This is a genomic window from Halorubrum ruber (assembly GCF_018228765.1).
GTDB lineage: Archaea > Halobacteriota > Halobacteria > Halobacteriales > Haloferacaceae > Halorubrum > Halorubrum ruber.
Window position 1 is genome coordinate 2,173,430 of the sequence record NZ_CP073695.1, and the last position, 21,641, is coordinate 2,195,070.

Annotated in this window: 21 protein-coding genes and 3 pseudogenes; 12 read left to right on the forward strand and 12 right to left on the reverse strand. The window is 70.5% G+C overall.

Going from position 1 to position 21,641, the window contains the following annotated elements; genetic code table 11:
• Positions 1-11 precede the first annotated feature (11 nt).
• The 4 genes and pseudogenes from J7656_RS10730 to J7656_RS10745 all read left to right on the forward strand — a co-directional run bounded on the left by J7656_RS10730 (position 12) and on the right by J7656_RS10745 (position 2,931).
• Positions 12-593 (forward strand): DUF7524 family protein, encoded by a 582-nt coding sequence (locus J7656_RS10730; protein ID WP_017342882.1) that lies wholly within the window; start codon positions 12-14, stop codon positions 591-593.
• A 102-nt stretch (positions 594-695) separates the two neighbouring features.
• On the forward strand, positions 696-884 hold the full coding sequence (locus J7656_RS10735) for a hypothetical protein (RefSeq protein ID WP_017342881.1): 189 nt from the start codon (positions 696-698) through the stop codon (positions 882-884).
• 32 nt (positions 885-916) lie between these two features.
• Positions 917-1,342, forward strand: a pseudogene (locus J7656_RS10740) (RNA-binding protein); the annotation flags it as partial.
• A gap of 141 nt (positions 1,343-1,483) precedes the next feature.
• Positions 1,484-2,931, forward strand: a pseudogene (locus J7656_RS10745) (FAD-dependent oxidoreductase).
• 24 nt (positions 2,932-2,955) lie between these two features.
• Here J7656_RS10745 and J7656_RS10750 read toward each other — a convergent pair.
• From J7656_RS10750 to J7656_RS10765, 4 genes are all read right to left on the reverse strand, one after another.
• On the reverse strand, positions 2,956-3,411 hold the full coding sequence (locus J7656_RS10750) for a hypothetical protein (protein WP_026046189.1): 456 nt from the start codon (positions 3,409-3,411) through the stop codon (positions 2,956-2,958).
• 32 nt (positions 3,412-3,443) lie between these two features.
• Positions 3,444-3,938 (reverse strand): phosphopantetheine adenylyltransferase, encoded by a 495-nt coding sequence (locus tag J7656_RS10755; protein WP_017342877.1) that lies wholly within the window; start codon positions 3,936-3,938, stop codon positions 3,444-3,446.
• Positions 3,939-4,013: 75 nt separating this feature from the next.
• Positions 4,014-4,652 (reverse strand): winged helix-turn-helix domain-containing protein, encoded by a 639-nt coding sequence (locus tag J7656_RS10760; protein ID WP_211553270.1) that lies wholly within the window; start codon positions 4,650-4,652, stop codon positions 4,014-4,016.
• Positions 4,653-4,747: 95 nt separating this feature from the next.
• Positions 4,748-5,827: a glutamate--cysteine ligase gene (locus tag J7656_RS10765; protein WP_017342875.1), complete on the reverse strand. Its 1,080-nt coding sequence runs from the start codon at positions 5,825-5,827 to the stop codon at positions 4,748-4,750.
• Between the two features lie 401 nt (positions 5,828-6,228).
• Here J7656_RS10765 and J7656_RS10770 point away from each other — a divergent pair, with 401 nt between their 5' ends.
• Together J7656_RS10770 and J7656_RS10775 are read left to right on the forward strand one after the other, a co-directional pair.
• On the forward strand, positions 6,229-7,332 hold the full coding sequence (locus tag J7656_RS10770; protein ID WP_017342874.1) for a sulfite exporter TauE/SafE family protein: 1,104 nt from the start codon (positions 6,229-6,231) through the stop codon (positions 7,330-7,332).
• 26 nt (positions 7,333-7,358) lie between these two features.
• The gene (locus J7656_RS10775) at positions 7,359-7,796 is read left to right on the forward strand and encodes a universal stress protein (protein WP_017342873.1); all 438 of its coding nucleotides are present in this window, start codon (positions 7,359-7,361) and stop codon (positions 7,794-7,796) included.
• A gap of 144 nt (positions 7,797-7,940) precedes the next feature.
• On the opposite strand, the gene J7656_RS10780 is transcribed toward J7656_RS10775, so the two are convergent.
• Positions 7,941-8,495, reverse strand: a complete 555-nt coding sequence (locus J7656_RS10780) for a DoxX family protein (protein WP_211553271.1) — start codon at positions 8,493-8,495, stop codon at positions 7,941-7,943.
• A 157-nt stretch (positions 8,496-8,652) separates the two neighbouring features.
• Positions 8,653-9,336: an endonuclease III gene (gene nth, locus J7656_RS10785; RefSeq protein ID WP_017342871.1), complete on the reverse strand. Its 684-nt coding sequence runs from the start codon at positions 9,334-9,336 to the stop codon at positions 8,653-8,655.
• A gap of 122 nt (positions 9,337-9,458) precedes the next feature.
• Here nth and J7656_RS10790 point away from each other — a divergent pair.
• The 6 genes and pseudogenes from J7656_RS10790 to trpG all read left to right on the forward strand — a co-directional run bounded on the left by J7656_RS10790 (position 9,459) and on the right by trpG (position 15,683).
• Positions 9,459-10,741, forward strand: a pseudogene (locus J7656_RS10790) (tRNA pseudouridine(54/55) synthase Pus10).
• 113 nt (positions 10,742-10,854) lie between these two features.
• Entirely contained in the window at positions 10,855-11,556 is a 702-nt protein-coding gene (locus J7656_RS10795) for a universal stress protein (protein WP_017342869.1), read from the forward strand.
• A 140-nt stretch (positions 11,557-11,696) separates the two neighbouring features.
• Positions 11,697-12,749 (forward strand): anthranilate phosphoribosyltransferase, encoded by a 1,053-nt coding sequence (gene trpD, locus J7656_RS10800; protein ID WP_017342868.1) that lies wholly within the window; start codon positions 11,697-11,699, stop codon positions 12,747-12,749.
• Complete coding sequence (locus tag J7656_RS10805) at positions 12,749-13,393, forward strand: phosphoribosylanthranilate isomerase (protein ID WP_211553273.1); 645 nt, start codon at positions 12,749-12,751, stop codon at positions 13,391-13,393. Before trpD ends, J7656_RS10805 begins: the two co-directional genes overlap by 1 nt.
• A complete protein-coding gene (trpE, locus tag J7656_RS10810; RefSeq protein ID WP_211553275.1) occupies positions 13,390-15,093 on the forward strand; it encodes an anthranilate synthase component I in 1,704 nt (567 codons plus the stop codon). The genes J7656_RS10805 and trpE overlap by 4 nt, the downstream gene beginning before the upstream one ends.
• Positions 15,090-15,683: an anthranilate synthase component II gene (gene trpG / locus J7656_RS10815; RefSeq protein WP_017342865.1), complete on the forward strand. Its 594-nt coding sequence runs from the start codon at positions 15,090-15,092 to the stop codon at positions 15,681-15,683. The genes trpE and trpG overlap by 4 nt, the downstream gene beginning before the upstream one ends.
• A 12-nt stretch (positions 15,684-15,695) precedes the next feature.
• On the opposite strand, the gene J7656_RS10820 is transcribed toward trpG, so the two are convergent.
• The 6 genes from J7656_RS10820 to J7656_RS10845 all read right to left on the reverse strand — a co-directional run bounded on the left by J7656_RS10820 (position 15,696) and on the right by J7656_RS10845 (position 21,522).
• Entirely contained in the window at positions 15,696-16,370 is a 675-nt protein-coding gene (locus J7656_RS10820) for a MogA/MoaB family molybdenum cofactor biosynthesis protein (RefSeq protein ID WP_017342864.1), read from the reverse strand.
• Positions 16,371-16,413: 43 nt separating this feature from the next.
• Positions 16,414-16,830 (reverse strand): DUF7124 domain-containing protein, encoded by a 417-nt coding sequence (locus tag J7656_RS10825; protein ID WP_017342863.1) that lies wholly within the window; start codon positions 16,828-16,830, stop codon positions 16,414-16,416.
• Positions 16,831-16,950: 120 nt separating this feature from the next.
• Positions 16,951-17,166 (reverse strand): DUF7979 domain-containing protein, encoded by a 216-nt coding sequence (locus J7656_RS10830; RefSeq protein WP_017342862.1) that lies wholly within the window; start codon positions 17,164-17,166, stop codon positions 16,951-16,953.
• Between the two features lie 92 nt (positions 17,167-17,258).
• Entirely contained in the window at positions 17,259-19,454 is a 2,196-nt protein-coding gene (locus J7656_RS10835; protein ID WP_211553277.1) for a PAS domain S-box protein, read from the reverse strand.
• Positions 19,455-19,562: 108 nt separating this feature from the next.
• Entirely contained in the window at positions 19,563-20,801 is a 1,239-nt protein-coding gene (locus J7656_RS10840; RefSeq protein ID WP_211553278.1) for an NAD(P)/FAD-dependent oxidoreductase, read from the reverse strand.
• 142 nt (positions 20,802-20,943) lie between these two features.
• A complete protein-coding gene (locus J7656_RS10845) occupies positions 20,944-21,522 on the reverse strand; it encodes a DUF1684 domain-containing protein (protein WP_017342859.1) in 579 nt (192 codons plus the stop codon).
• Between the last annotated feature and the right edge of the window lie 119 nt (positions 21,523-21,641).

Here is a 21,641-nt window from a genome sequence, read left to right on the forward strand (position 1 = left end):
TGGTCTCACCCGTGCCGACACTCGACGTCGAACTGAACGGGGAGACGGTCCACGACATCGACGCCCCGGACTCGTTCGTCACCGACGGGCCGTTCCCGGTCGTGCTCGAAAACAGCGGGCGCTCGACGCACGTCCACCTCCACTTCGACGACGACCTCGACCGGGTGGCCGCGCTCGACGAGGGCAACCACTTCGTCGCCGACGAGGCCACCCGCCACGTCCACGTCTCGACGGCCGACGTCGACGAGGCCGTTCGCGGCAAACTGAAGATCGTCACCGGCTACGGGTCGAACACGACGTACGTCGACGTTCGGGTCGACCCGTCGCCGGAGACCCCCGAAGAGGCGGTCGCCGTCGACGAGGAGCTCTCCGCGCCCCCGGAGCGCACGCCGGAGCCGCCGGCCCGACAGCGCGCGGTGAACGCGCTCGACCGCCTGGTACAGCGCGGCGGGGTCGCGGGCGCGGTCTTCGGGCTGGTCGCGGTCGGCGTCGCGGTCGGCGTCGCGATGGCCGTCGACAGCGCCGTCGTCTGGCTCGCGGTGGGGATCGCGCTGATGGTCGCGTTCGGCGCGGCGCTGCTCGCGGTGACGTGAGGCGATGGGGGAGTGTCGCCGCCCCACGGACTCCGCCGGCTCGACCTCCGCGTCTCGCTCGGGATCCGCGCGCTTTTAACCGTCCCACCGGAACGGAACGCCATGAGCTTCGAGAAGGAAGACGAGGTCGTGCTCCACGACAAACACAGCGAGTACGACGGCGAGACGGGGAAGATTACGCAGGTGATGGAGACGATGTTCGGCGACGCGACGTACACGGTCAGCTTCGAGGACGGCCAGGAGACGGGCGTCCCCGAGGACGCGCTCGACGCCGTCGAGAGCGAGGAGTAACGCCGCCCCCACCCGTACCGCATGCCGAAAGTCCCTTCCACTACGTCGACCTCCGCGCGTTCTCGTACGCCACGGAGGACGTGAAACGCGTCGAGCAGGCGCTGTACTCTCTGTTACCCGAGGACGTCGAGCTCGACCGCGTCGAGAACGTGGGCCATCACGGGGACCGGATCGTCGTCCTCTCGGCGCGCGTCGAGCGCGCCGACGAGATGCGACACGTGCTCGACCGGCTCTCCGAGCTGGAGGACCTCGACCGCGTCCTTGACGAGCTCGACGAGCGCGTCGACGACAACTGCGCGCTGTTCCTCCGCCTCGACAAGCAGGCGGCGTTCCGCGACGAGGTCCGGCTCGGCCCGGGGGTCACCGTCCGCACGAAGGTGGAGGCGTACCCGGCGAAAAAGGAGAAGGCGGTCGCGAACGCCCGCGAGACGCTCTCGCGGCTCGCGGACGAGGACTGAGCGCGACCGAAGCCGGTCGCGGTCGACTGTCAACGCCGGTGGCAGTCGACTGTCAACGCCGGTCGCCGTCGCGGTTGACGGCCGCGCGCCCGCCCCGCACCCACGGCGTGACTTTTTCACCCGGCCAGTCGATGTCCAGCCATGAGCGATCCGTTCGTGGTCGTCGGTGCCGACGCGGCGGGGTTGAGCGCGGCCAGCAAGTTCCGGCGCGAGGCGCCCGACCGAGAGGTCGTCGTCTTCGAGAAGGGCCGGTGGATCTCGTACGCCTACTGCGGGATGCCCTACTTCATCGCGGGTTACGTCGACCGCATGTCGAACCTCCTCTCGCTGTCGCCGAGCGAGGTCGACGAGCGCGGGATCGACCTCCGACGCGAGTCGGAGGTCGTCGCCGTCGACCCCGACGCGAAGCGCGTCACCGTCGAGACGGTCGAGGGCGACCGCTTCGAGCAGGCGTACGACGACCTGCTCGTCGCGACCGGCGCCCGCGCGACCACCGGCTCCTTCGACGTGCGCGGCGTCGACGGCGCGTTCACGCTACATAACATGGACGCGGCGGCCGCCATCGACGCGTACGTCGCCGAGCCGGACGCCTACGACCCCGAACGCGCCGACGTGAGCGCGGTCGACCGCGAGCGCGTCGAGCGCAACGCGGCGATGCCGGCCCCCGAGACCGCCGCGGTCGTCGGCGGGGGGTACGTCGGCGTCGAGGTCGCAGAGGCGCTGACCGAGCGCGGACTGGACGTCCACGTGTTCCACCGGTCCGGGCACCTCCTCTCACCGTTCGGGGAGACGGTTGGGAACCGCGTCGAAGAGGCGCTTGAAGCCGAGGGCGTCACGGTTCACACGGACGCACCGGTCGAGGCGCTCGTCGGCGACGACCGGATCGAGGCGGTCGAGGTCGGGGCGGGAGCGACGGCGCGGCGACCGAGAGCGTCCCCGTCGACATGGCGGTCGTCGGCGTCGGGATCCGGCCGAACACCGACCTGCTGGAGGGCACCGGCGTCGACCTCGGGCCGGGCGACGCGATCCGCGTCGACGACCGCGGCCGCACCAGCCTGCCGGACGTGTACGCCGCGGGCGACTGCGCGACCGCGCGCCACGCGGTGACCGGCGAGCCCGACTGGCTCCCGCTCGGCCTCACCGCGAACCGCGCCGGGCGGGCCATCGGCGCGACGGTCGCCGGCGACCCGACGCCGGTCGGCGACATCGCCGGCACCGCGGCGGTGAAGGCCTTCGACGCCGAGGCCGCCCGCGTCGGGCTACTCGACCCGGTGAAGGCCGAGGCGGCCGGCTTCGACCCGGTCAGCGAGACGGTGACTGCCGGCTCGCGCTCCGGCTACTACCCCGGTGCGGCCGAGACGGACGTGACGCTCGTCGCCGACCGCGACACCGGGCGCCTGCTCGGCGGGAGCATCGTCGGCACCGACCGCGCGGCGATCCGGATCGACACCCTCGCGACCGCGATCGAGGCGGACATGACCGTCCCCGAGGTCGAGCGCTTGGACCTCGCGTACGCCCCGCCGTTCAGCCCGGTGTGGGACCCGATACTCGTCGCCGCGAAGGTGCTAAACGGGACGCTGGAGGACTGAGGCAGGTCGGATCGCGGCGCGGCGCTACCGGGACGCGGCGATCCGGGAGAGGAGGAAGCCGACGACCGCCGACGCGGCGCCCACCGCGACCGCGACCGCGCCGGCGAGGGCAAGCGGAGCGGTGAACGCGGCCGCGGCCGGGGCGCCAGCGGCGAACGGGAGGACGTACGGCTCCGGTCCGATCCCCCGGAGCAGCGTCCCCGCGAACGGTCCGTAGGCGAGCAGTATCGTCGGGAACACGCCGCCCCCGGTCGCTGCGAAGGCGATCGCGCCGATCGCCGTCACCGCGGCGAGGGCGCCGGTGGTCTCCGCGCTCCCGACGCCGACCGCGGCCGTCGCGTCGAAGGCGACGTACGACAGCGCGAAGCCGACCGCGCTCCACACCGTCGCCCGCTCGAAGCCGGACTCACCGAGAGCTATCTGTCGGAGCGCCGCGCGCCGGGACTCGGCCGCGTCGTCTCCGCTCGCGTCGCCGTCCATCGCGCCCGCCGCCTTCGTCGCGTCGCCGCCCGTCATTCCGGTCGCGTCGCGCCCCGCCCCTCGCGGTCGGGGGTGAGGTTGCCGTGTTCGTCGATCTCGCCCGCGACGATCCGCGTCGAGGAGATGCGCTCGCCGTCCTCGGCGGCAACGTGGTCGACGACGATCAGGTCGAGCGGGTCGCGGCCGCGCTCGGTGCGGATCTCGTTGATCCGCTCGCCGCCAGCCTTCGTCTCGGGAGAGACGATCAGCGCGTCGAACTCCGGTTCGACCGCGATACCGGTCGGCTCCGTCAGCTCGCGGATCTCGTACTCGCGTCCGTGCGCCTCAGCCCGCGGGGCCAACTCTTCCTCCAAGTCGCGCTCGCGCCGGTCGTAGGGGCGGACGTACCGCTCGACGTGTCGGGTCTGCGGCGCCAAATCGTCGGAGGTGAGCCCGACCGTGACGTCACCCAGCTCGAACGCCCGTTCGAACAGCTTGCGGTGGCCGTCGTGAACGGGATCGAACGTACCCCCCAGCGCGACGTTCATGCCTCTCCGTTGCGCGGGTCGAACTTAAAACGTCCCGAACCGCGGTCGGACGAGGGGAAGTCGGTGCCGGTCGGCTCAGTTCGCCCGCTCGTCGTCCGCGTCGTCGCCGTCGGTGTCCTCGTCGCTCCCGTCTTCATCTCCGTCCGACGCCTCGCCGTCGCCGCTCTCGCCGTCGGTGTCCTCGTCGCTGCTCTCGCCGTCGCCGCTCTCGCCGTCAACGGAGATCTGGACCGGCTCGGTGTCGCCGTCGGGCGACTCGCCGCCGAGCCGGCGGTCGAGGTTGAAGACGGCGTTCAGCTCCGCCTGGACGTCGCCGACGACGGTGCGGACCAGTTCGCTCGGCGCGATGGCCTCGTACTCGTAGGGGTTGTTGCCCGCGCCCTCCGCCTTCCGTTTGCTGCGCTCGACGGTGCCCTCGTCGTGGAGCTCGGCGAGCGCCTCGCGGACGGTGCTGGGGTACAGGCCCGTTCCGTCCGCGACCTCGTCGCTCGTGCTGTGGGGGTTATCGCGGAGGTAGACGTAGATGCGCGCGCGGGTCTCGGTGTCGAGCAGCCACGCGAGCAGGTCGACGACGTTGTCGTCGAACCCCTTCACCGCCCTGTCGGCGCCCTCGCCGAGCCGCTCTTTCGTCTTCCGAAGCTCCTCGCGGGTCCGGTCCGTCGGCGACTCCTCCGGGTCGTCTCCCGGCTCGGTCGGTGAATCGTCCGTGGTCATGCCGGAAACTGGGGGCTACGCGGCCAAAAGCGTTTCTCGTCGCTTTCGTTCCGACGGAACTTCCGGGAGCGCCCCCGAGGCGTTCGATTCCGGGGTTAGGGGCTCACGAGGAGGTCCGAACGCAGCGCGTCGGCGCCCTCCTCGTCGCGGATCCGGCGCTGACGCGCGGCGCCGCTCTCGGCCTCGTACACCTCGCGGATGCCGTCGACTCCGAGCCGGTCGCACTCGGCGTCGACGACCTCGCCCAGCGCGGTCGTCCCCTCGCCGTCGCGGTCGATGAACGCGGCGTCGTGGCCGTGCCGGATCGCGCGCCACTTGTTCTCGTCAAGGAGTTCCCGGCGCAGGGTCGGGAGCGACTCGCCGTCCGCGTACCGCTCGGCGTAGTCGACGACCAGCGCGCGGACGTACTCGGCGAGCGCGAGCGTGACCTCGGGGTCGCGCTGCGCGTCGGGCGCGCGCACCTCCACCGTGCCGTGGCCGGTGTGGGGGCGCACGTCGAACCACAGCTCGCCGCGGTCCGCGATGGAGTCGGTCTCGACCATCCGGCGCTCGTACCGCCGGAACGCGTCGAAGTCGTCGAACGCCGAGGGGATCCCGGTGTTCGGGAGGTTCTCGAACACCTTCGCCCGGGCGGAGGCGAGCCCGGTGTCGAAGCCGTTCCAGAACGGGGAGTTCGCGGACAGGGCGAGCAGCACCGGGGAGTGCCACCGCAGCCGGTTCGCGACCCACACCGCCTTGTCCGCGTCGTCGACGCCGACGTGGACGTGGAGCCCCGCGGTCGTGTTCCGGTGTTGGGGGTACTGGATGCGGTCCAGCTGCGCCTGATACCGCGGCTTCTGGACGTGGTCGAGCTCGCGCCACTTCGCCGCCGGGTGGAGGCCCGCGGCCGCGATCCGATACCCGTCCGCGGCGGCGTGATCGACGAGCGCCTCGCGGACCGTCGCGAGCGCGTCCGCCGCGTTCGCCGGGTCCTCGATCGTCTCGGTCTGGGCCTCTATCGTACACTCGAACAGCTCATGGTCGAACCCCTCCGGCACCGCCGCTGGCGGGTCGCGGCCGTACACGAGGTCGTCGGTCCCGGACGTGGGGTAGCCGTCGGCATCGACGATGTAGAACTCCTCCTCGATGCCGAGCGTCCCCATCCGGGAGAACGCGTCCCGCGAACCGAGTTCCATTACGCCTCCGTTCCGCCCGCGCGGTCTTATATGGATTGGAACCCGAAACGGAGCGGCGGGTACCGGCCGTTCGAGTACCCGGCAACTCAGGAACCGGCCCCGACGCCCCCGCAAGGGTTGACGCGCGTCGCGGAAAGGAAGACCCCGGGAGAAACGCCTGGGACTCTCCGCTGTATTTGTATTTTTGATTATAAATTCTCCGAAACGGAGATATTTTATATACGAATTCCTGATAAGCGGGTCACACGTGTTCCCACGATTGAACCGGCACCGCGACGGATTCTCGGGGACTCCACACCGGACGGGAGGGTTCGTTCGGAGATCGACTCGCCCGTCGGTTACTGGCGGGATCCAACCGCTCACCGTCGATCGCACGGCGATAACTTGATACACTGTTACCGATGAGCGCAACTCGATCCCAACGGCTCCAGAAGTCGTTCCTGAAGTATCAGCACATATTCGTCTTCGCGGCGCCGGCGGTGTTCGTGGCGCTGGTACTGTTCGCCGCGCCGACCGGGGGAGGTAGCGGGGCGGACTACTGGCTGGAGTACTGGTGGCTGTTCCCCTTCTTCCTGCTCGGGGCGACGACTGTCAACACGGTCGGAATCAGCGGTTCGGCGCTGTTCGTACCGTTTCTGATCTTCGTCTTCCCGCTGCTGGCGGGGGAGACGCTCACGCCGGAGACGCTCGTAAAGGTGGGGCTGATCAGCGAGTCGTTCGGCCTCTCGGCCTCGTCGATCGCGTTCATCCAGTACGGGCTGGTCGACCGGCGGCTGGCGCTGACGATCGTCGTCGGGAGCGTCCCGTTCGTCATCGCCGGGGCGCTGCTGTCCTTTTTCATCCCCGAGCCGCTGTTCCACGCGGCGCTCGGCGCGGCGCTGCTCGTCGCCGGCTACCTGATGCTCAACGCCGACATCGGCCACGGTGAGCCGGACGAGAGCGACGACGCCGTCGCGGCCGACGGCGGCGCGCCGGCGGAGCTCCCCGACGACGACGAGAAGCTCGGTCCCGCGGGCGTCAACGCGACGGACGAGGGCGAAGTCACCCGAGTCGACCGCGAGGGCGACACGTACGAGTACTCCTGGTCGGGATACCTCGAACGGTTCGCCAACTACAGCGTCGGCGGGACCTTCCAGGGGCTGGCCGGCTTCGGGAGCGGCGAACTCGGGATCATCTCCCAGCTCCGGACCGGGGTCCCCACCCGAGTCGCCATCGGGACCAACCACATCATCGTCGCGACGACGGCGATCCTCGCCTCGCTCGTCCACGTCTTCGGCGGATCGATACTCGGCGCGTTCGGCGTCGGCGGAGTCCACTCGCTGAGCCTCGCCTCGACGCCGTGGAACATGGTCGTGTTCACGGTCCCCGCGACGGTCACGGGCGGACAGATCGCTCCGTACGTCTCGAACGCGCTCGACACCGGAACCATCCAGAAGGGCGTCGCCGGCCTCTTCGCCGCCATCTCGCTCGCGCTGTTCCTGATGGCCGGCGGAGCCGGGATCTGATACGGGCGGACACACAACACCCACACATGTACGATCACCTACTCCTACCGACCGACGGAAGCGACGGGATGTCGACGGTCGCCGAGCACGTCGGCTCGCTCGCCCGGCAGTACGACGCGACGGTCCACGCGCTGTCGGTCGTCGACACGCGCAACCGATTCGAAGGCCCGAACATGGGGCTGGGAACCGAGACCTGGGAGGACGCCGAGCGCGAACGCGCCGAGCGGGCCGTCGGCGACGCCGCCGACGCGATCCCGGGCGAGGTCGCGGTCGAGCGTCACGTCGAGTCGGGCGTCCCCCACGCCGAACTCCTCGACTACGCCGACGCGGCCGACGTCGACCTCATCGTGATGGGGACACACGGCAGAACGGGGATCGACCACTACCTGATCGGCTCCATCGCAGAGCGGGTCGTCCGGCAGTCACCGGTCCCGGTGTTGACGGTCCGCATTACCGAGGAGTAAGCCTCCGCGTCACGGTCGCATCCGTCGATAGCTCGAACGCGAAACGCGGGTCCGGTCGCACCGGACGCCGATATCGAAAACGAGTCGGCGGCGCGGGTCGCGCGCCGTCACTCCGATCCACCTCGCAGCGGTGACCGTCCCCGTTCAGCCGAGGACGTACCGGAGCTTCGGGAACTTCTCGACGAGCGCCTGCCCGCCGACCTCGATCTGCTCGATGTAGGCGTCGAGGCCGAGGACGCGGCCCGCACCGAACGCGGCGACCGTGAGGAACACGACCGCGTAGATCAGCGTCGACTCGAACAGTGCGAGCGCCTCGCCGCTCCAGCCGCCGAGGTAGAACAGCATCATCTGCATCGCACCGCCGAGTGCGGCGAGACGGACGAACGCGCCGGCGATGAGCGCGACGCCGATGAGCACTTGCGTGACCGGGACGACGACGTTGACGATCTCCATCAGCGCCGCGTTCGACGCCATGGCGGCGTAGATCCCGCTGACCGGACTCGCCGAGCCGATGTTCGCGAGGTAGCCGGCCGCGTCGAACGGCCACTCGGAGACCTTGCCGAGGCCCGCGAACAGGATCATCCCGCCGATGGTCGCCCGGAGCAGGACGATGAACAGCGCCGACAGCGAGTGCGCCTTCCCTAACAGCGTGACGCCGCCGAACTCTCCGCCGAACTCGTTTGTGGTTTTGGTGGACATTGTGTCTCTCCTCACCTACGGATACGCCGGATTCCCGTATAAATCGAGAAGCGAGTTCCCCCTCGGCGGGACGAATTCGGCGGGTTCCCCGCATCTGCCGGGTCTTTATATACTACTACCCGAACACTATCGGTTCGCTCCGGCTCCCACGCGTCGCCTACCACGCCTCGCCGCTCGCGAGGTCGACCTCCGAGTCGCCCTTCTCGGAGGGGCAGACGTCGGCGAGCGCGCAGTCGGCGCAGTCGGGGTTGATCGCGGTGCACGTCGCGCGGCCGTGGTCGATCATGAGGTGCGTGAACTGCTGCCAGTCGCTCTCGGGGACGATCTCCAACAGGTCCTGCTCGATCGCCTCCGGGCGCTCTTCCTCCGTAATCCCGAGCCGGCGCGTGAGCCGCTGGACGTGGGTGTCGACGACGATCCCCTCGACCACGTCGTGGCCGTGCTGGAGTACGACGTTGGCGGTCTTGCGGCCGACGCCCGCCAAGTCCGTCAGCTCCGACATCGTGTCCGGCACCTCGCCGTCGTGCTCCTCGGCGATGTCCGCACACGCCGAGCGGATGTACTTCGCCTTGTTGTTGTAGTAGGTGATCGAGTTGATCGCCTCCGCCAACTCCTCTTGGGGCGCGTTCGCGTAGTCTTCGGGCGTCTCGTACGTCTCGAACAGGTCGGCGCACACCGCGTTCACGCGCTCGTCCGTACACTGCGCCGAGAGGATCACCGCGATCAGCAGCTCCAGCCGGTTCGAGTAGTTGAGCGAGATGGTCGAGTCGGGGTACTCCTCGTAGAGCCGCTCCAACACCTCGGCGACCTGCGCCTCGCGCGAGTCGAGTGGCGTTCCCATACGATCCCCTCCGCCCGGGCGACATTGAACGATCCGACTGCGGCGTTCCCCCGCGGCCCAACCGGACGACGGTACCCCGGCCGAGTAGTAAGACAGTTACCACGCGCCGCGTTTGAGGGCGTATGGACGTACTCGACGTCGCGGCGCGCGCGACCGAGACCGGACCGGTGTGCGACGCCTGTCTCGGCCGACTCGTCGCCGACCGGAGCTTCGGGCTGTCGAACGCCGAGCGCGGCTCGGCGCTCCGGGTGTCGCTCGCGCTGCGCGACGACGAGGACCACGAGCCGGTCGACGTCGCGGACTGCTGGGTGTGCGAGGGGCGCTGCGCCGAGTTCGACGAGTGGGCCGAGCGCGCCGCCGAGGCGGTCGAGGGGGTCGAGTTCGCCACGTACAACGTCGGTACCCGACCCCCGCCGCTGATCGAGGAGAACGAGGCCCTCCTCCGCGCGGACACCGGCCTCGACGAGGACGCGGGCGAGCCGTTCAAGTCGGAGTTCAACCGCGAGGTCGGCAAGCGGTTCGGGCGGCTCACCGACACCGAGGTCTCCTTCGACCGCCCGGACGTCCAGTTCACGATCGACTTGGCCGAAGACGAGGTCGACGCGAAGGTGAACTCCACGTTCGTCTACGGCCGGTACCGCAAACTGGAGCGCGACATCCCGCAGACCGAGTGGCCCTGCCGCGAGTGTAAGGGCTCGGGGCGACAGGGCGCGGACCCCTGCGACCACTGCGGCGGCTCCGGCTACCTCTACGACGACAGCGTCGAGGAGTACACCGCGCCGGTCGTCGAGGACGTGATGGACGGGACGGAGGCGACGTTCCACGGCGCGGGCCGCGAGGACGTCGACGCCCTCATGCTCGGCACCGGACGCCCGTTCGTGATCGAGGTCGAGGAGCCGCGCCGGCGCCGGGTCGACACCGACCGCCTCCAGTCGGACATCAACGCGTTCGCCGACGGCGCGGTCGAGGTCGAGGGGCTCCGCCTCGCGAGCTACGACATGGTGGAGCGCGTGAAGGAGCACGACGCCGCGAAGCGCTACCGCGCGCAGGTGACGTTCGACGCCGACATCGACGCCGACGCCCTCGCCGAGGCGGTCGAACAGCTGGAGGGGGCCACCGTCGAGCAGTACACCCCAACCGGGTCGACCACCGCCGCGCGAGCATCACGCGCGAGCGCGACGTGTACGAGGCGACCGCCGAGCTCGACGACCCGCGCCACGCGACCGTCGAGATCCGCGGCGAGGGCGGCCTCTACATCAAGGAACTCATTTCGAGCGACGAGGGCCGCACCGAGCCGAGCCTCGCCGGCCTGCTCGGCGTCGGCGCCGAGGTGACCGCGCTCGACGTACTCGCGGTGGAGGGCGAGGACGAACCGTTCGAACGCGACGAATTCTTCCGAGAGTAGCGCGCTCCGGACGCCGGGTCTGACGCCCCGCTCCTCCTCACGGCGCGCCGTCCGGAACCGGTACCGAACCGGGAACCAACGGGATTTATCTGACGAGCGTCAGACGTTCACGTATGAACGGGAGCGACGCCGACGGCGGAAACGCCCGAGAAGGCGGGACGCGAAACGGCGGCGCCCGCGGCGGAGCGGGCGGTTCCGCGGGGACCGGGGGCGCCGGTCACGCGGGCTCGCCGGCGGTCGGTGACGCCGTGATCGGCCCCGCGGTGGAAGACGCGGGAGACGCCCCCTCCGTCGCCGACGTGTCGCTGAACGGCGCCAACCGCGCGGACCGCCCCGACCGGGTCTCCTCGGTCCTCGTCGCCGTCGGCCCCGGCCCGCACTCGGGGGCGACCGTCGACGCCGCGCGCGAGATCGCGGCGGCGACCGACGCGTGGCTCGAACTGTTCCACGTCGTCCCCTCGGACGCGGCGCTCGCCGACGCCGGCCCCGACGAGGACGCCTCCGGGACCGCCGTCGCCGCGGGCGACCCGGGCGCCACGGACTACGCCGCGGCCGGGGAGCGGCTCCTCAACGCGGCCGAAGAGCGGCTCGGCGGGTTCGACCGCGCGGACCGCTGGCTCGTGGAGGACCGGACCGCGGCGGGCGCGGTCGTCGAGCAGTCGGCGTACTACGACCTGGTCGTCGTCGGCGCGCCGACGACCGGCACCGTCGGCCGCTTCGTCTTCGGCTCCACCACCGACACGGTCGTCGGCGACGCCGAGGTCCCCGTCGTCGTCGTCGAGGCCGACGGGTCGACAGCGCTCGACGCGGAGTAGGGAGGTAGCCGGCGCTCCCGACAGTAGCCACGTACCGTCTTCCGTTCTCGTCGCGTGTTACCGATTCCCGGACGGCGACAGCGTTAAATTAGTGTACATACTTGTACATCACAACGCGGAATACTACATCGGTGGACACAATGAATCTCAACGACACGGTCGAGCGCGTGACGGACGGGACGGATCTGAGCGTCGAGGAGGCGCGCGAGGCCGCGCGGCTCGTCTTCGAGGAGGCGACGGAGGCCCAGATCGGAGCGCTGTTGGCCGCGCTCCGGACGAAGGGCGAGACCGAGGCCGAGATCGCCGGGTTCGCGCAGGGGATGCGCGACGCGGCGCGCACGATCGAGCCGGACCGCGAGCCGCTCGTCGACACCTGCGGCACCGGCGGCGACGACTACGACACGATCAACGTGTCGACGACCGCGGCGATCGTCGCCGCGGGGGCTGGCGTGCCGATCGCCAAGCACGGCAACTACTCGGTCTCCTCTTCCTCCGGGAGCGCGGACGTGCTGGAGGTCGCGGGCGCCGACGTCGAGGCCGAGCCGCCGGCCGTCGAGGACGCGATCGAGGAAGACGGGATCGGGTTCATGCTCGCGCCGGTGTTCCACCCGGCGATGAAGGCCGTCATCGGCCCGCGCAAGGAGCTGGGGATGCGGACGATATTCAACGTCCTCGGCCCGCTCACCAACCCCGCGGGCGCCGACGCGCAGGTGCTGGGCGTCTACGACCCCGACCTCGTGCCCGTCATCGCGCGGTCGCTCGCGCACATGCCTGTCGAGCGCGCTCTCGTCGTCCACGGCGCCGGCATGGACGAGATCGGGATTCACGACGAGACGGTCGCGGCCGAGGTCAACGGTGAGGAGGTTCGGGAGTTCACGATCGCGCCCGAGGACCTCGGCCTCGACTCGGCCCCGATCGACGCGGTCGCGGGCGGGAGCCCCGAGGAGAACGCCGCCGACCTGCGCGGGATCGTCGACGGCTCCGTCACCGGCCCGAAGCGCGACCTCATCCTCGCGAACGCGGGCGCGGCGATCTACGTCGCGGGCGAGGCCGACACCCTCGCGGCGGGCGTCGAGCGCGCGGCCGACGCGATCGACTCCGGCGCGGCCGCCGAGAAGTTCGCGGCGCTGTGCGGTGACGGCGATTCTATCGGCGACGGCGTCGAGACCGCGACCGCGGAGGACGACGACTGATGGCGCGGGTGAAGATCTGCGGGATCACCGGGGAGGCCGACCTCCGCGCCGCGGTCGACGCGGGCGCCGACGCGGTCGGCGTCATCACCGAGGTGCCGGTCGACTCGCCGCGCGAGGTCGACCCCGCCGAGGCGGCGGAACTGCTCGCGGAGGTGCCCCCGTTCGTCACCGCGACGCTCGTGACGATGCCCGACTCCGCCGAGCGCGCGGTCGAGCTCGCCCGGACGGTCGCGCCCGACGCGATCCAGCTCCACGGCGAGTGGACCGCCGACGAGCTCCGGTTCATCCGCGCGGAGACGGAGCGGCGCGTGCTGCTCACGGTCGACGCCGACGACCCGGCGCGCGCCGAGGAGCTCGACGGCGCGGTCGACGCCTTCGTCGTCGACTCGACCGACGACTCGGGCGCCGGCGGTACCGGCGAGACGCACGACTGGCGGGCGACCGGCGAGCTCGCCGAGCAGCTCACCACGCCCGTCGTGTTAGCGGGCGGGCTCACGGCCGACAACGTCGCCGAGGCGGTCCGGGTCGCCGACCCCTTCGCGGTCGACGTCGCCTCCGGCGTCGAGATCGAGGGCGGGCGCAAGGACCACAACGCGGTCGCCCGCTTCGTCGCGAACGCGGGCCGGGAGATGGAGCTGGCATGAGCGACGCGGCCCCCTCGCTCGACCGCTCGAAGGCCGAGTTCGTCGAGCTCGCCGCCGACGCCGAGAAGCCGGTCGTGGTCCGCGCGTCGGCCTCGCTCGACGCCGACGTCACCCCGCTCGGCGCGTACGCGACCCTCGTCGGCGAGGGGCCGTACGGGTTCCTCCTCGAATCAGGGGAGAAGGTCGCCTCCAGCGACCCCGACGGCGCGTTCACCTCGGGCGGGAAGGCGGACCGGCACGCCCGCTACTCGTTCGTCGGCTACGACCCCGAGGCGATCGTCTCCGTCCACCCGGACCGCACCGAGGTGACCGAACTCGGTCCGGCGGCCAGGTTCGTGGGTGAGGGGTCGGAGAGCGCTGCCGCCGATTCAAGCGCCGACGACCCGAGCGCCGGGGGAGACCTCGGCCCCGACGCGGGCGACGCGGTCGACCGCGTCCGCGCGGCGTTCCCGGACGTGAGCCTCCGCGGCTTCCCCGACACCGACCGGCAGATCCTCTCGGGCGGGTTCGTCGGCTTCCTCGCGTACGAGGCCGTCTACGACCTCTGGTTAGAGGAGGTGGGCGTTGAGCGCCCCGAGACCGAGTTCCCCGACGCCGAGTTCGCGCTCACGACGCGGACCGTCGTCTTCGACGAGAAGGAGGGCGGCGCCGAGCTCGTCTTCACCCCGGTGATCGGCGTCGACGACGACCCCGCCGCGGTGTACGACGACCTGGTCGCGGAGGCCGAGCGCGTCGCGGCCGAACTGGCGGCCGCGTCGCCGCCGGATCCGGACGGGGTCAGCGTGCGCGAAGAGTCCGCGGACCCGCGCGAGGAGTACGAGGAGGCCGTCCGGACCGCCAAGCGGCACGTCCTCGACGGCGACATCTACCAGGGCGTGATCTCGCGCAGCCGCGAGCTCCGCGGCGAGGTCGACTCGCTCGGGCTGTACGCGGCGCTCCGCGACGTGAACCCCTCGCCGTACATGTACGTGCTTCGCCACGACGACCGGAGCGTCGTCGGCGCGAGCCCCGAGACGCTCGTGTCGGTCCAGGGGGACCGCGTCGTCTCGAACCCGATCGCGGGCACCTGCCCGCGGGGGACCAGCCCGGTCGAGGACCGGCGGCTCGCGGGCGAGATGCTGGCGGACGGGAAGGAGCGCGCCGAGCACACGATGCTCGTCGACCTCGCGCGCAACGACGTGCGGCGCGTCTCGGAGCCCGGCTCCGTCCGCGTCGAGGAGTTCATGAACGTCCTGAAGTACAGCCACGTCCAGCACATCGAGTCGACCGTGACGGGGACGCTCGCGGCCGACGCCGACGCGTTCGACGCGACGCGTGCGACGTTCCCCGCGGGGACGCTCACCGGCGCGCCGAAGGTGCGCGCGATGGAGATCATCGACGACCTCGAGACGACCCCGCGGGAGGCGTACGGCGGCGGCGTCGGCTACTACTCGTGGACCGGCGACGCCGACTTCGCGATCGTCATCCGGACCGCGACGCTCGACGAGTCGGGCGAGGAGTCGGTCGTCGGCGTCCGGGCGGGCGCGGGGCTCGTCGCGGACTCCGACCCGGCCGCGGAGTACGAGGAGACCGAACAGAAGATGGACGGCGTGTTGACCGCGATCGACCGCATCCGCGAGGACGCGGACGGCGAGGACGGGGACGGCGAGGCCGAGAGCGACGACGAGCCCATCGCCACCGGCACGGAGGCCGAGCGATGAGGGTCGTCGTCGTCGACAACTTCGACTCGTTCACCTACAACCTCGTCGAGTACGTCTCCGACCAGACGATCGACGGGGAGCCGGTCGCCGTCGACGTGTTCAAAAACACCGCCTCGCTCGCGGAGATCGAGGCCGCGGAGCCGGACGCGGTGATCGTCAGCCCCGGGCCGGGCCACCCGAAGAACGAGCGCGACGTGGGCGTGACGATGCCGGTGTTACGCGACCTCTCGCCGACGGTGCCGACGCTCGGCGTCTGTCTCGGCTTAGAGGCCGCCGTCTACGAGTACGGCGGGACGGTCGGGCACGCCCCCGAACCGGTTCACGGCAAGGCGTTCCCCGTCGACCACGACGGGGAGGGCGTGTTCCGCGGGCTCGACCAGGGGTTCCGCGCCGGCCGCTACCACTCGCTGGCGGCGACCGAGGTGCCGGACGCGTTCGCGGTGACGGCCACCACCGACCACGAGGGCGAGTCGATCGTGATGGGAATCCGCCACCGGGAACACCCGATCGAGGCGGTCCAGTTCCACCCGGAGAGCGTGCTGACCGGGTCGGGTCACGACCTCATTCGGAACTTCCTCACCGGAGTCTGAGGCGCCGGCGCGTCACTCGTCGCTCGTCGGCTCGTCGTCGGCCGCCTCGTCGTTGGTCGCTTGGTTTTCGTCCTCTTCCGCCTCGTCGAGCCCTCTGCCGGCGAGCCCGGCGAGATGGCCGACTTCCGGGAGGATGATCTCGTCGACGCCGAGCCGGACCGCGTTCTCGGAGCCCGGGAGACAGAACACCGGCGTGGCGGAGACGACGCCGGCGGTCGCGCGCGATCCGATGGTCCGCGTGCCCACCTCCTCGTAGGAGAGCCGGCGGAACAGCTCGCCGAACCCGGGAAGCGGCTTCGCAAGCAGTCCCCGGACCGCCTCCGGCGTGACGTCGTCTGGCGTGACGCCCGTTCCCCCAGTGGTCACGACCACGTCCGTGTCCTTCCGGCGGGCGAGGCGATCGACGGTCCCCTGGACGCTGTCGTAGTCGTCCGGGATCAGTTCGCGGACGACGACCTCGTGGCCCGTCTCCTCGAACGCGCCCGCGATGTAGTCGCCGGCCGGGTCCTCGTCCGTGCCGCGCGAGGACGACACCGTGACCACCGCGGCCGCGACCGAGTCGACGTCGTGGTGGTGGTGACCGTCGTGGTCGTGCTGATGGCCGTCACCGTCGTGGCCGTGCTGGTGACCGTGGTCGTGGTCAGAATGGTCGCCGCCGTCGTGACTGTCGTCGCCGTGGTCGGTCATACTCTCGCCTTCGGCGCCCCCGTCAAAACACCTCCCGGTCTCCTCAGGGCCAGTCGTCTCTGGCCTGTTCCTCGGGCGCCTCCTCGTCCGTCTCACCGGTGGCGAGCGTCCACCCCGCGGCCTCGGCCGCGTCCTCGACGTGGAGGAACTCCCAGCCGGTCGCCTCGGCGACCGCCTCGTCCTCGTCGTCGACGCCCACGAAGACGTGGCGGTCAGTGTCGAACTGCCCGCTGATGTTCTCCAAGCTCTCTTCGACGCCGCGCGGGCCGGAAAAGAAGTCCTGTCGCACGCGGTGTTTCCGCGTGAAGTTCGTGACGACGTAGGTGGGCTTCTCGCTGACGACCCCGACGTACTCGGTCCACTGCCGGGCGTTGTTGAACACCGCGTTGGGGTCCGCGAGCGCTTTCAGCGCCTCCAACTCGAACGCCAGCGTCATGTCTGTAGATCCGCCGCTGTCCATGCGACCCGCTTGCTCCCCACCGGCGAAAACAACTTCGCTTCCGGGCAGCCGCGCCCGCGCCTGCCCACCGCCGCGCGCCTGCCAACCGCCGCGCGACTGCGGCTCCTGACGCGACCGCCCTCACCGCGAGCGAACCTGGTAGTAGTCGGTGAACTTCACCACGTCGCCGTCGGCGAGGTCGCCGGTCTCCGGCGCCGTCCACGGCACGTCCGCGAGCTCCCGCACGACCCCCTGCTCGTCGTCGTCCAGTTCGTCGTAGTGACGGACCCGCGCGTCCGCCGGAACGCGGCCGGTGCGTCGGAGCCGCAGCCGTCGCCCGGTGTCTCTGAGTGACATGTGTTACCGTACATCACGATTAATCATAAGCGTTTCGCGGCGGACGCCACGCTGGTTCGGCTCGCTCGCCTCGCAAACGCGACGGCGGCGATTCAGTCGTCGGCGCGGGGGAAAGTGAGCGTCACCACGGTGCCGCGGGGCTCCGCGGCCGCGACCGCCGCGGAGCCGCCCGACTGCTGGACGACCCAGTAGACGAGCCACAGCCCGAGACCGCTTCCGTGGTACAGCGCGTCGACCGCCGTCCCGTCGACGAGGACGTCCCGGTTCATGCCGGTCAGCCCCGGCCCGTCGTCCTCGACGCGGACCTCGACCGCGTCGGGGTGGACTTCGACCGACACCGTCACCGTCGGTCGGTCGCGGTCGTGGTGTTCGACCGCGTTCTGGACCAGCTCGTCTATCGCCCGGGAGAGCCACGTCGTCGCGGACGCCGTCGCGACCCCGTCGTCCGGCACCGACGCCTCGACCGTCGCGCGCGGGAACTCCTCGGCCCGCGCCGCTACCACCTGTCGGGCGACGCGACCGACGTCGACGGGTTCGGTCTCCGGCGCGTCGCTCAGTATCTCGGTGATGTGATGGGCCTTCTCGCTCGTCTGTAAGAGGCCGTCGGCCCGCGACACGATGTACTCGGCCGCGTCCGCGGAGTCGGCGGCGCCCGCGGCGATCTGCTCCGCCCGTCCCCGGACGACCGTCAGCGCGTTCCGGAGGTTGTGCTGGAGGACCCGGTCGACGACCCGAAGCTGTCGCGCGCGGTTCTCGCTGTCGGTCACGTCCCGAAGCACGCCGACGACCCCGGCGGGCTCCCCGTCGTCGGGGCTATCGAGCGGGTAGTACCGGACGTCGAACGTCCGCGTGCCCCGGGTCGGGTGCGTCCGCGTCGTCCGGTACTCCACCGACTCGCCCCGGAGCGCGCGCTCCACCTGTCGCTCGACGTCCTCGTAGCCGTCCTCCGGGACGACATCGGCGAGCGTCAGTTCCGTCACGTCGCGGTCGCCGAGCCCGTGGTACTCGCGGTACTGCGGGTTCGCGAACAGGAGCCGCCCGTCGCGGTCGACCGCGGCGATGAGGTCCGTCGCCCCGTTGATCGCGCGCTCGTACCGCTCCAACTCCCGTTCGCGCTCCTTGCGATCGGTGACGTTCCGACAGATGGCGAAGGTGCCGGCCAAGTCGCCGTCGGCGTCGTAGTAGGGGTACCGCTGCGTGCTGAACGTCGCCTCCCGATCGCTTTCCGGAAACGTCGGCGAGACCTCGTACTCGGCCATCTCCTCGGCGTCGAGCACGCCTCGCCGGCGCTCGTCGACCTCGGCCGCCGTCTCCGCGTCCATGAAGGCGAACTCGTCGGTGCCGTACAGCGCCTCGCGGTCGACGCCCGCGAACTCGCTCACCGCCTCGTTCAACAGCTCGAACTCCCCGTCGCGGTTCTGGAGGAGGACGGGGTCGTCGAGCCGCTCGACGATGTCCCGGTACTGTTTCAGCTGGGCCATCGCCGCCTTCCGTGCCGTAACGTCCGTCTGGATCGCGACGAACCGCGACACCTCGCCGTCGTCGCCGAGTACGGGCGCGATCGTCTGGTGGGCGTGGTACGGCTCGTCGTCTCGCCGCCGGTCGATGATATCCTCCTCCCACACCTCGCCGTCCAGCAGGGTCGACCACAGCGAGTCGAAGTACTCGTCCGGCATCTCGCCGGAGTTGAGTATCGCCGGGGTCTCGCCGAGGACCTCCTCCGGCTCGTAGCCGGTGTGGTCGGTGAACGCCGGGTTGACGTACTCGATCGTCCCGTCGACGTCGGTGACGTAGATGGCGTGGCCGGCGTGTTCGACGAGGTTGCGGAACGTCTCCAGCGTCTCCCCGCCGACTTCCTCAACGCCGTCGCGGAAGACACCGGTATACACGGCGTCGGTGTCGTCGGTCTCCGCGTCGGGGTCGCCGTCGCTTCCGCCGCCCCCGCACCCCTCTCCCGTCGAGTGTTCGTGGAACCGGACCGAGAAGGTCACGGTGTGACCGTCCGCGTGTCTGATCGGTACAGAGAAGCTCCCGCGGTCGTCGAGCCCGTCGACCTGTGCGAACCGCTCGCGGACCGATCGGACGCGCCCGTCCGCGGCCTCCGAGGCGACGAGGGACGCGAGGTCGCGGCCGCGAAGGGCGGCCGGATCGTACCCGAGAACCGCCTCGGTGGCGGGGTTCGCGTAGACGATCGTCCCCGCCAGATCGACGGAGACGATCGGATCGGAACACCCCTCGACGAAGGACGCGAAAAAGCCGTCTGGAGGCCGTGACGATCCGGGTGACATACAACGGAGACAGAGCGTCCACCGTAAAAAGTACCGTGACCCGGTGGTCGCCTCGAACCCGTCGCCGCGATCGGCGCCCGCCGAGACGGAGGGGACGGGGTCGGCGGGCTACTGCTCGGTCGGGGCCGCCAGGTCGTCGACGGAGAAGCCGGGCTCCATGAGGCGGTCCGTCTGGTCGCTCACGTCGCGCCCCTCGCGCATCAGCTGCTTGAACGCGGACTGCGGCGAGAGGTCGCCGATGAGCACGCCGCCGACCACCTTCCCGTCCTTCAGCGCGACGCGGCGCCACTCGCCCTCGGCGGTGGTCGCCTCCACCGACTCGTCGCCGAGCGTCGGGTGACCGAACGAGAGGAACGGGAAGTCGAAGTGCGTGATCGAGTACGAGGAGACCCACTCGAACGCCTCGCTGCCGTACTCGACCATGTTGCGGGCCGCGATCGTCCCCTGCTCCTTGGCCGAGCCCCACGAGCCGTTCTTCGCGTGCTCGCCGAGGATGAGGTCGTTGAACGTCGTGATGTCGCCCGCGGCGAACACGTTGTCGACGTTGGTGCGCATGAACTCGTCGACGACGATGCCGTCGTCGAGTTCGAGCGGGGTGTCTTCGACCAGTTCCGTGTTGAAGTTCAGCCCGATGGCGACGCCCGCGAAGTCGCACTCGTAGCGCTCGCCGTTCGGGTCGACCGCGGCCTCGACGTGGCCGTCGTCGTCGACCTCGAAGTGGTCCACGCCGGAGCCGAAGACGGGCTCGACGCCGCGCTCGCGCATCGCCTCGTGCATGATCTCCGCGCCCTCCTCCGAGAGCGCGTAGCGCCACCAGTTGTCGCCGCGCATCAGGTACTTCGCCTCGACGTCCTGCGCGCCGCAGATGGCCGCGAAGTCGATGCCGAGCAGGCCGGCGCCGACGATGACGCCCTTCTCTGCGCCCTCGACGCTCTCTTTGATCTTGCGAGCGTCCTGGAACGTCCAGAAGTGGTGGATCCCGTCGGCGTCCGCGTTCCCGACCGGGAGCTGCTGGGGCGTGCCGCCGATCGCGAGCAGGAGGGAGTCGTACTCGAACGTCTCGCCCTCGTGGGTGTGAACCGCGTCCGCCTCGACGTCGATGTCGACGACGACCGTGTTGAGCCGCAGGTCGACGTCGTGGTCGTCGTACCAGTCCTCCTCGTGGATCGAAATCGGCGCCTCGGGGAGCTTCCCCTTCGCGTACTCCTTGATCAGGATCCGGTTGTAGAGGGACTCACCCTCGTCCGTGAGAACCGTGATCTCGGCGTCGGGCGCTTCCTCGCGCAGCGTCTCGGCCGCGGACGCGCCCGCGATACCGTCACCGATGATCACGTACGAATCGCTCATGGCTCGGGGTTCGGATTCATGGTTAATGTGGGTTGTCATCCGCGTCTCGGGGCGTGAGAACCTCCCTCACCCGCGCCGAAGCGCGTGTCCCGATCCGCCCCGCGCGGTGGATCTCTCCCCCCGATCAGCGATCCGTCCCCGGTCAGTGATCCGCGCCCGCCGGCTCCGCGGGGAAATCCTTCTCGCCCGCTTCGATCGCGACGTCGAGCCAGTTCTCCGTCGGGACGAGCGGGCACTCGTACGCGTGGTTGTACGCGCAGGTCGGGTTGTACGCGTGGTTGAAGTCCACGATCCACTCGCCGTCGACGCGGTCGCGATCGGGCTCCAAGTCGAGGTATCGGCCCGCGCCGTACGTCGCCTCGCCGCTGGTCGCGTCGCGGAACGGCACCCAGAACCGGTCCGCGCCGTCGGCCGGTCGGTACGCCTGAAGGGTCACCGACTCCCCGTCAACCTCGAAGCGGAACTCCCCCCAGCGGCGGTACGTCTGCTCGCCGTCGGCGGTCGTCTCGACGGTCACGGTCTCCTTCTCGTCGTGTTCGTGGAGCGGGAGGTGGAACCGGAATGCCGGGTCCGGATCGAAGTACGCCAGCCCCGGGAACGCGTCGCCCCGCATCGCGACCGGCAGCGGCGACCGCGCCGAGTCGCGGAACTGCTCGATTTTCGCCTCCCGCTGTGCCTCCACCTGCGCCGCCCAGTCGTCGTCCGCCTCTTTCGATGCCATGTCTACCACAATATTGTTCGTAAAGCGCAATAACAGTTCCGCGGCGCGGTCGGCGTCGCGCACGAGCACGCGCCGCCCGCCGGTGGCGGAGAGGCGCGCACGTGCGCCGCGGTCGCGAC

Excerpts from the sequence above, each read along its gene's own strand:
- J7656_RS10735 (WP_017342881.1), top strand. The coding sequence starts at position 696 with ATGAGCTTCGAGAAGGAAGACGAGGTCGTGCTCCACGACAAACACAGC.
- J7656_RS10750 (WP_026046189.1), bottom strand. The coding sequence starts at position 3,411 with ATGGACGGCGACGCGAGCGGAGACGACGCGGCCGAGTCCCGGCGCGCG.
- J7656_RS10755 (WP_017342877.1), bottom strand. The coding sequence starts at position 3,938 with ATGAACGTCGCGCTGGGGGGTACGTTCGATCCCGTTCACGACGGCCAC.
- J7656_RS10760 (WP_211553270.1), bottom strand. The coding sequence starts at position 4,652 with ATGACCACGGACGATTCACCGACCGAGCCGGGAGACGACCCGGAGGAG.
- J7656_RS10765 (WP_017342875.1), bottom strand. The coding sequence starts at position 5,827 with ATGGAACTCGGTTCGCGGGACGCGTTCTCCCGGATGGGGACGCTCGGC.
- J7656_RS10770 (WP_017342874.1), top strand. The coding sequence starts at position 6,229 with ATGAGCGCAACTCGATCCCAACGGCTCCAGAAGTCGTTCCTGAAGTAT.
- J7656_RS10775 (WP_017342873.1), top strand. The coding sequence starts at position 7,359 with ATGTACGATCACCTACTCCTACCGACCGACGGAAGCGACGGGATGTCG.
- J7656_RS10780 (WP_211553271.1), bottom strand. The coding sequence starts at position 8,495 with ATGTCCACCAAAACCACAAACGAGTTCGGCGGAGAGTTCGGCGGCGTC.
- nth (WP_017342871.1), bottom strand. The coding sequence starts at position 9,336 with ATGGGAACGCCACTCGACTCGCGCGAGGCGCAGGTCGCCGAGGTGTTG.
- J7656_RS10795 (WP_017342869.1), top strand. The coding sequence starts at position 10,855 with ATGAACGGGAGCGACGCCGACGGCGGAAACGCCCGAGAAGGCGGGACG.
- trpD (WP_017342868.1), top strand. The coding sequence starts at position 11,697 with ATGAATCTCAACGACACGGTCGAGCGCGTGACGGACGGGACGGATCTG.
- J7656_RS10805 (WP_211553273.1), top strand. The coding sequence starts at position 12,749 with ATGGCGCGGGTGAAGATCTGCGGGATCACCGGGGAGGCCGACCTCCGC.
- trpE (WP_211553275.1), top strand. The coding sequence starts at position 13,390 with ATGAGCGACGCGGCCCCCTCGCTCGACCGCTCGAAGGCCGAGTTCGTC.
- trpG (WP_017342865.1), top strand. The coding sequence starts at position 15,090 with ATGAGGGTCGTCGTCGTCGACAACTTCGACTCGTTCACCTACAACCTC.
- J7656_RS10820 (WP_017342864.1), bottom strand. The coding sequence starts at position 16,370 with ATGACCGACCACGGCGACGACAGTCACGACGGCGGCGACCATTCTGAC.
- J7656_RS10825 (WP_017342863.1), bottom strand. The coding sequence starts at position 16,830 with ATGGACAGCGGCGGATCTACAGACATGACGCTGGCGTTCGAGTTGGAG.
- J7656_RS10830 (WP_017342862.1), bottom strand. The coding sequence starts at position 17,166 with ATGTCACTCAGAGACACCGGGCGACGGCTGCGGCTCCGACGCACCGGC.
- J7656_RS10835 (WP_211553277.1), bottom strand. The coding sequence starts at position 19,454 with ATGTCACCCGGATCGTCACGGCCTCCAGACGGCTTTTTCGCGTCCTTC.
- J7656_RS10840 (WP_211553278.1), bottom strand. The coding sequence starts at position 20,801 with ATGAGCGATTCGTACGTGATCATCGGTGACGGTATCGCGGGCGCGTCC.
- J7656_RS10845 (WP_017342859.1), bottom strand. The coding sequence starts at position 21,522 with ATGGCATCGAAAGAGGCGGACGACGACTGGGCGGCGCAGGTGGAGGCA.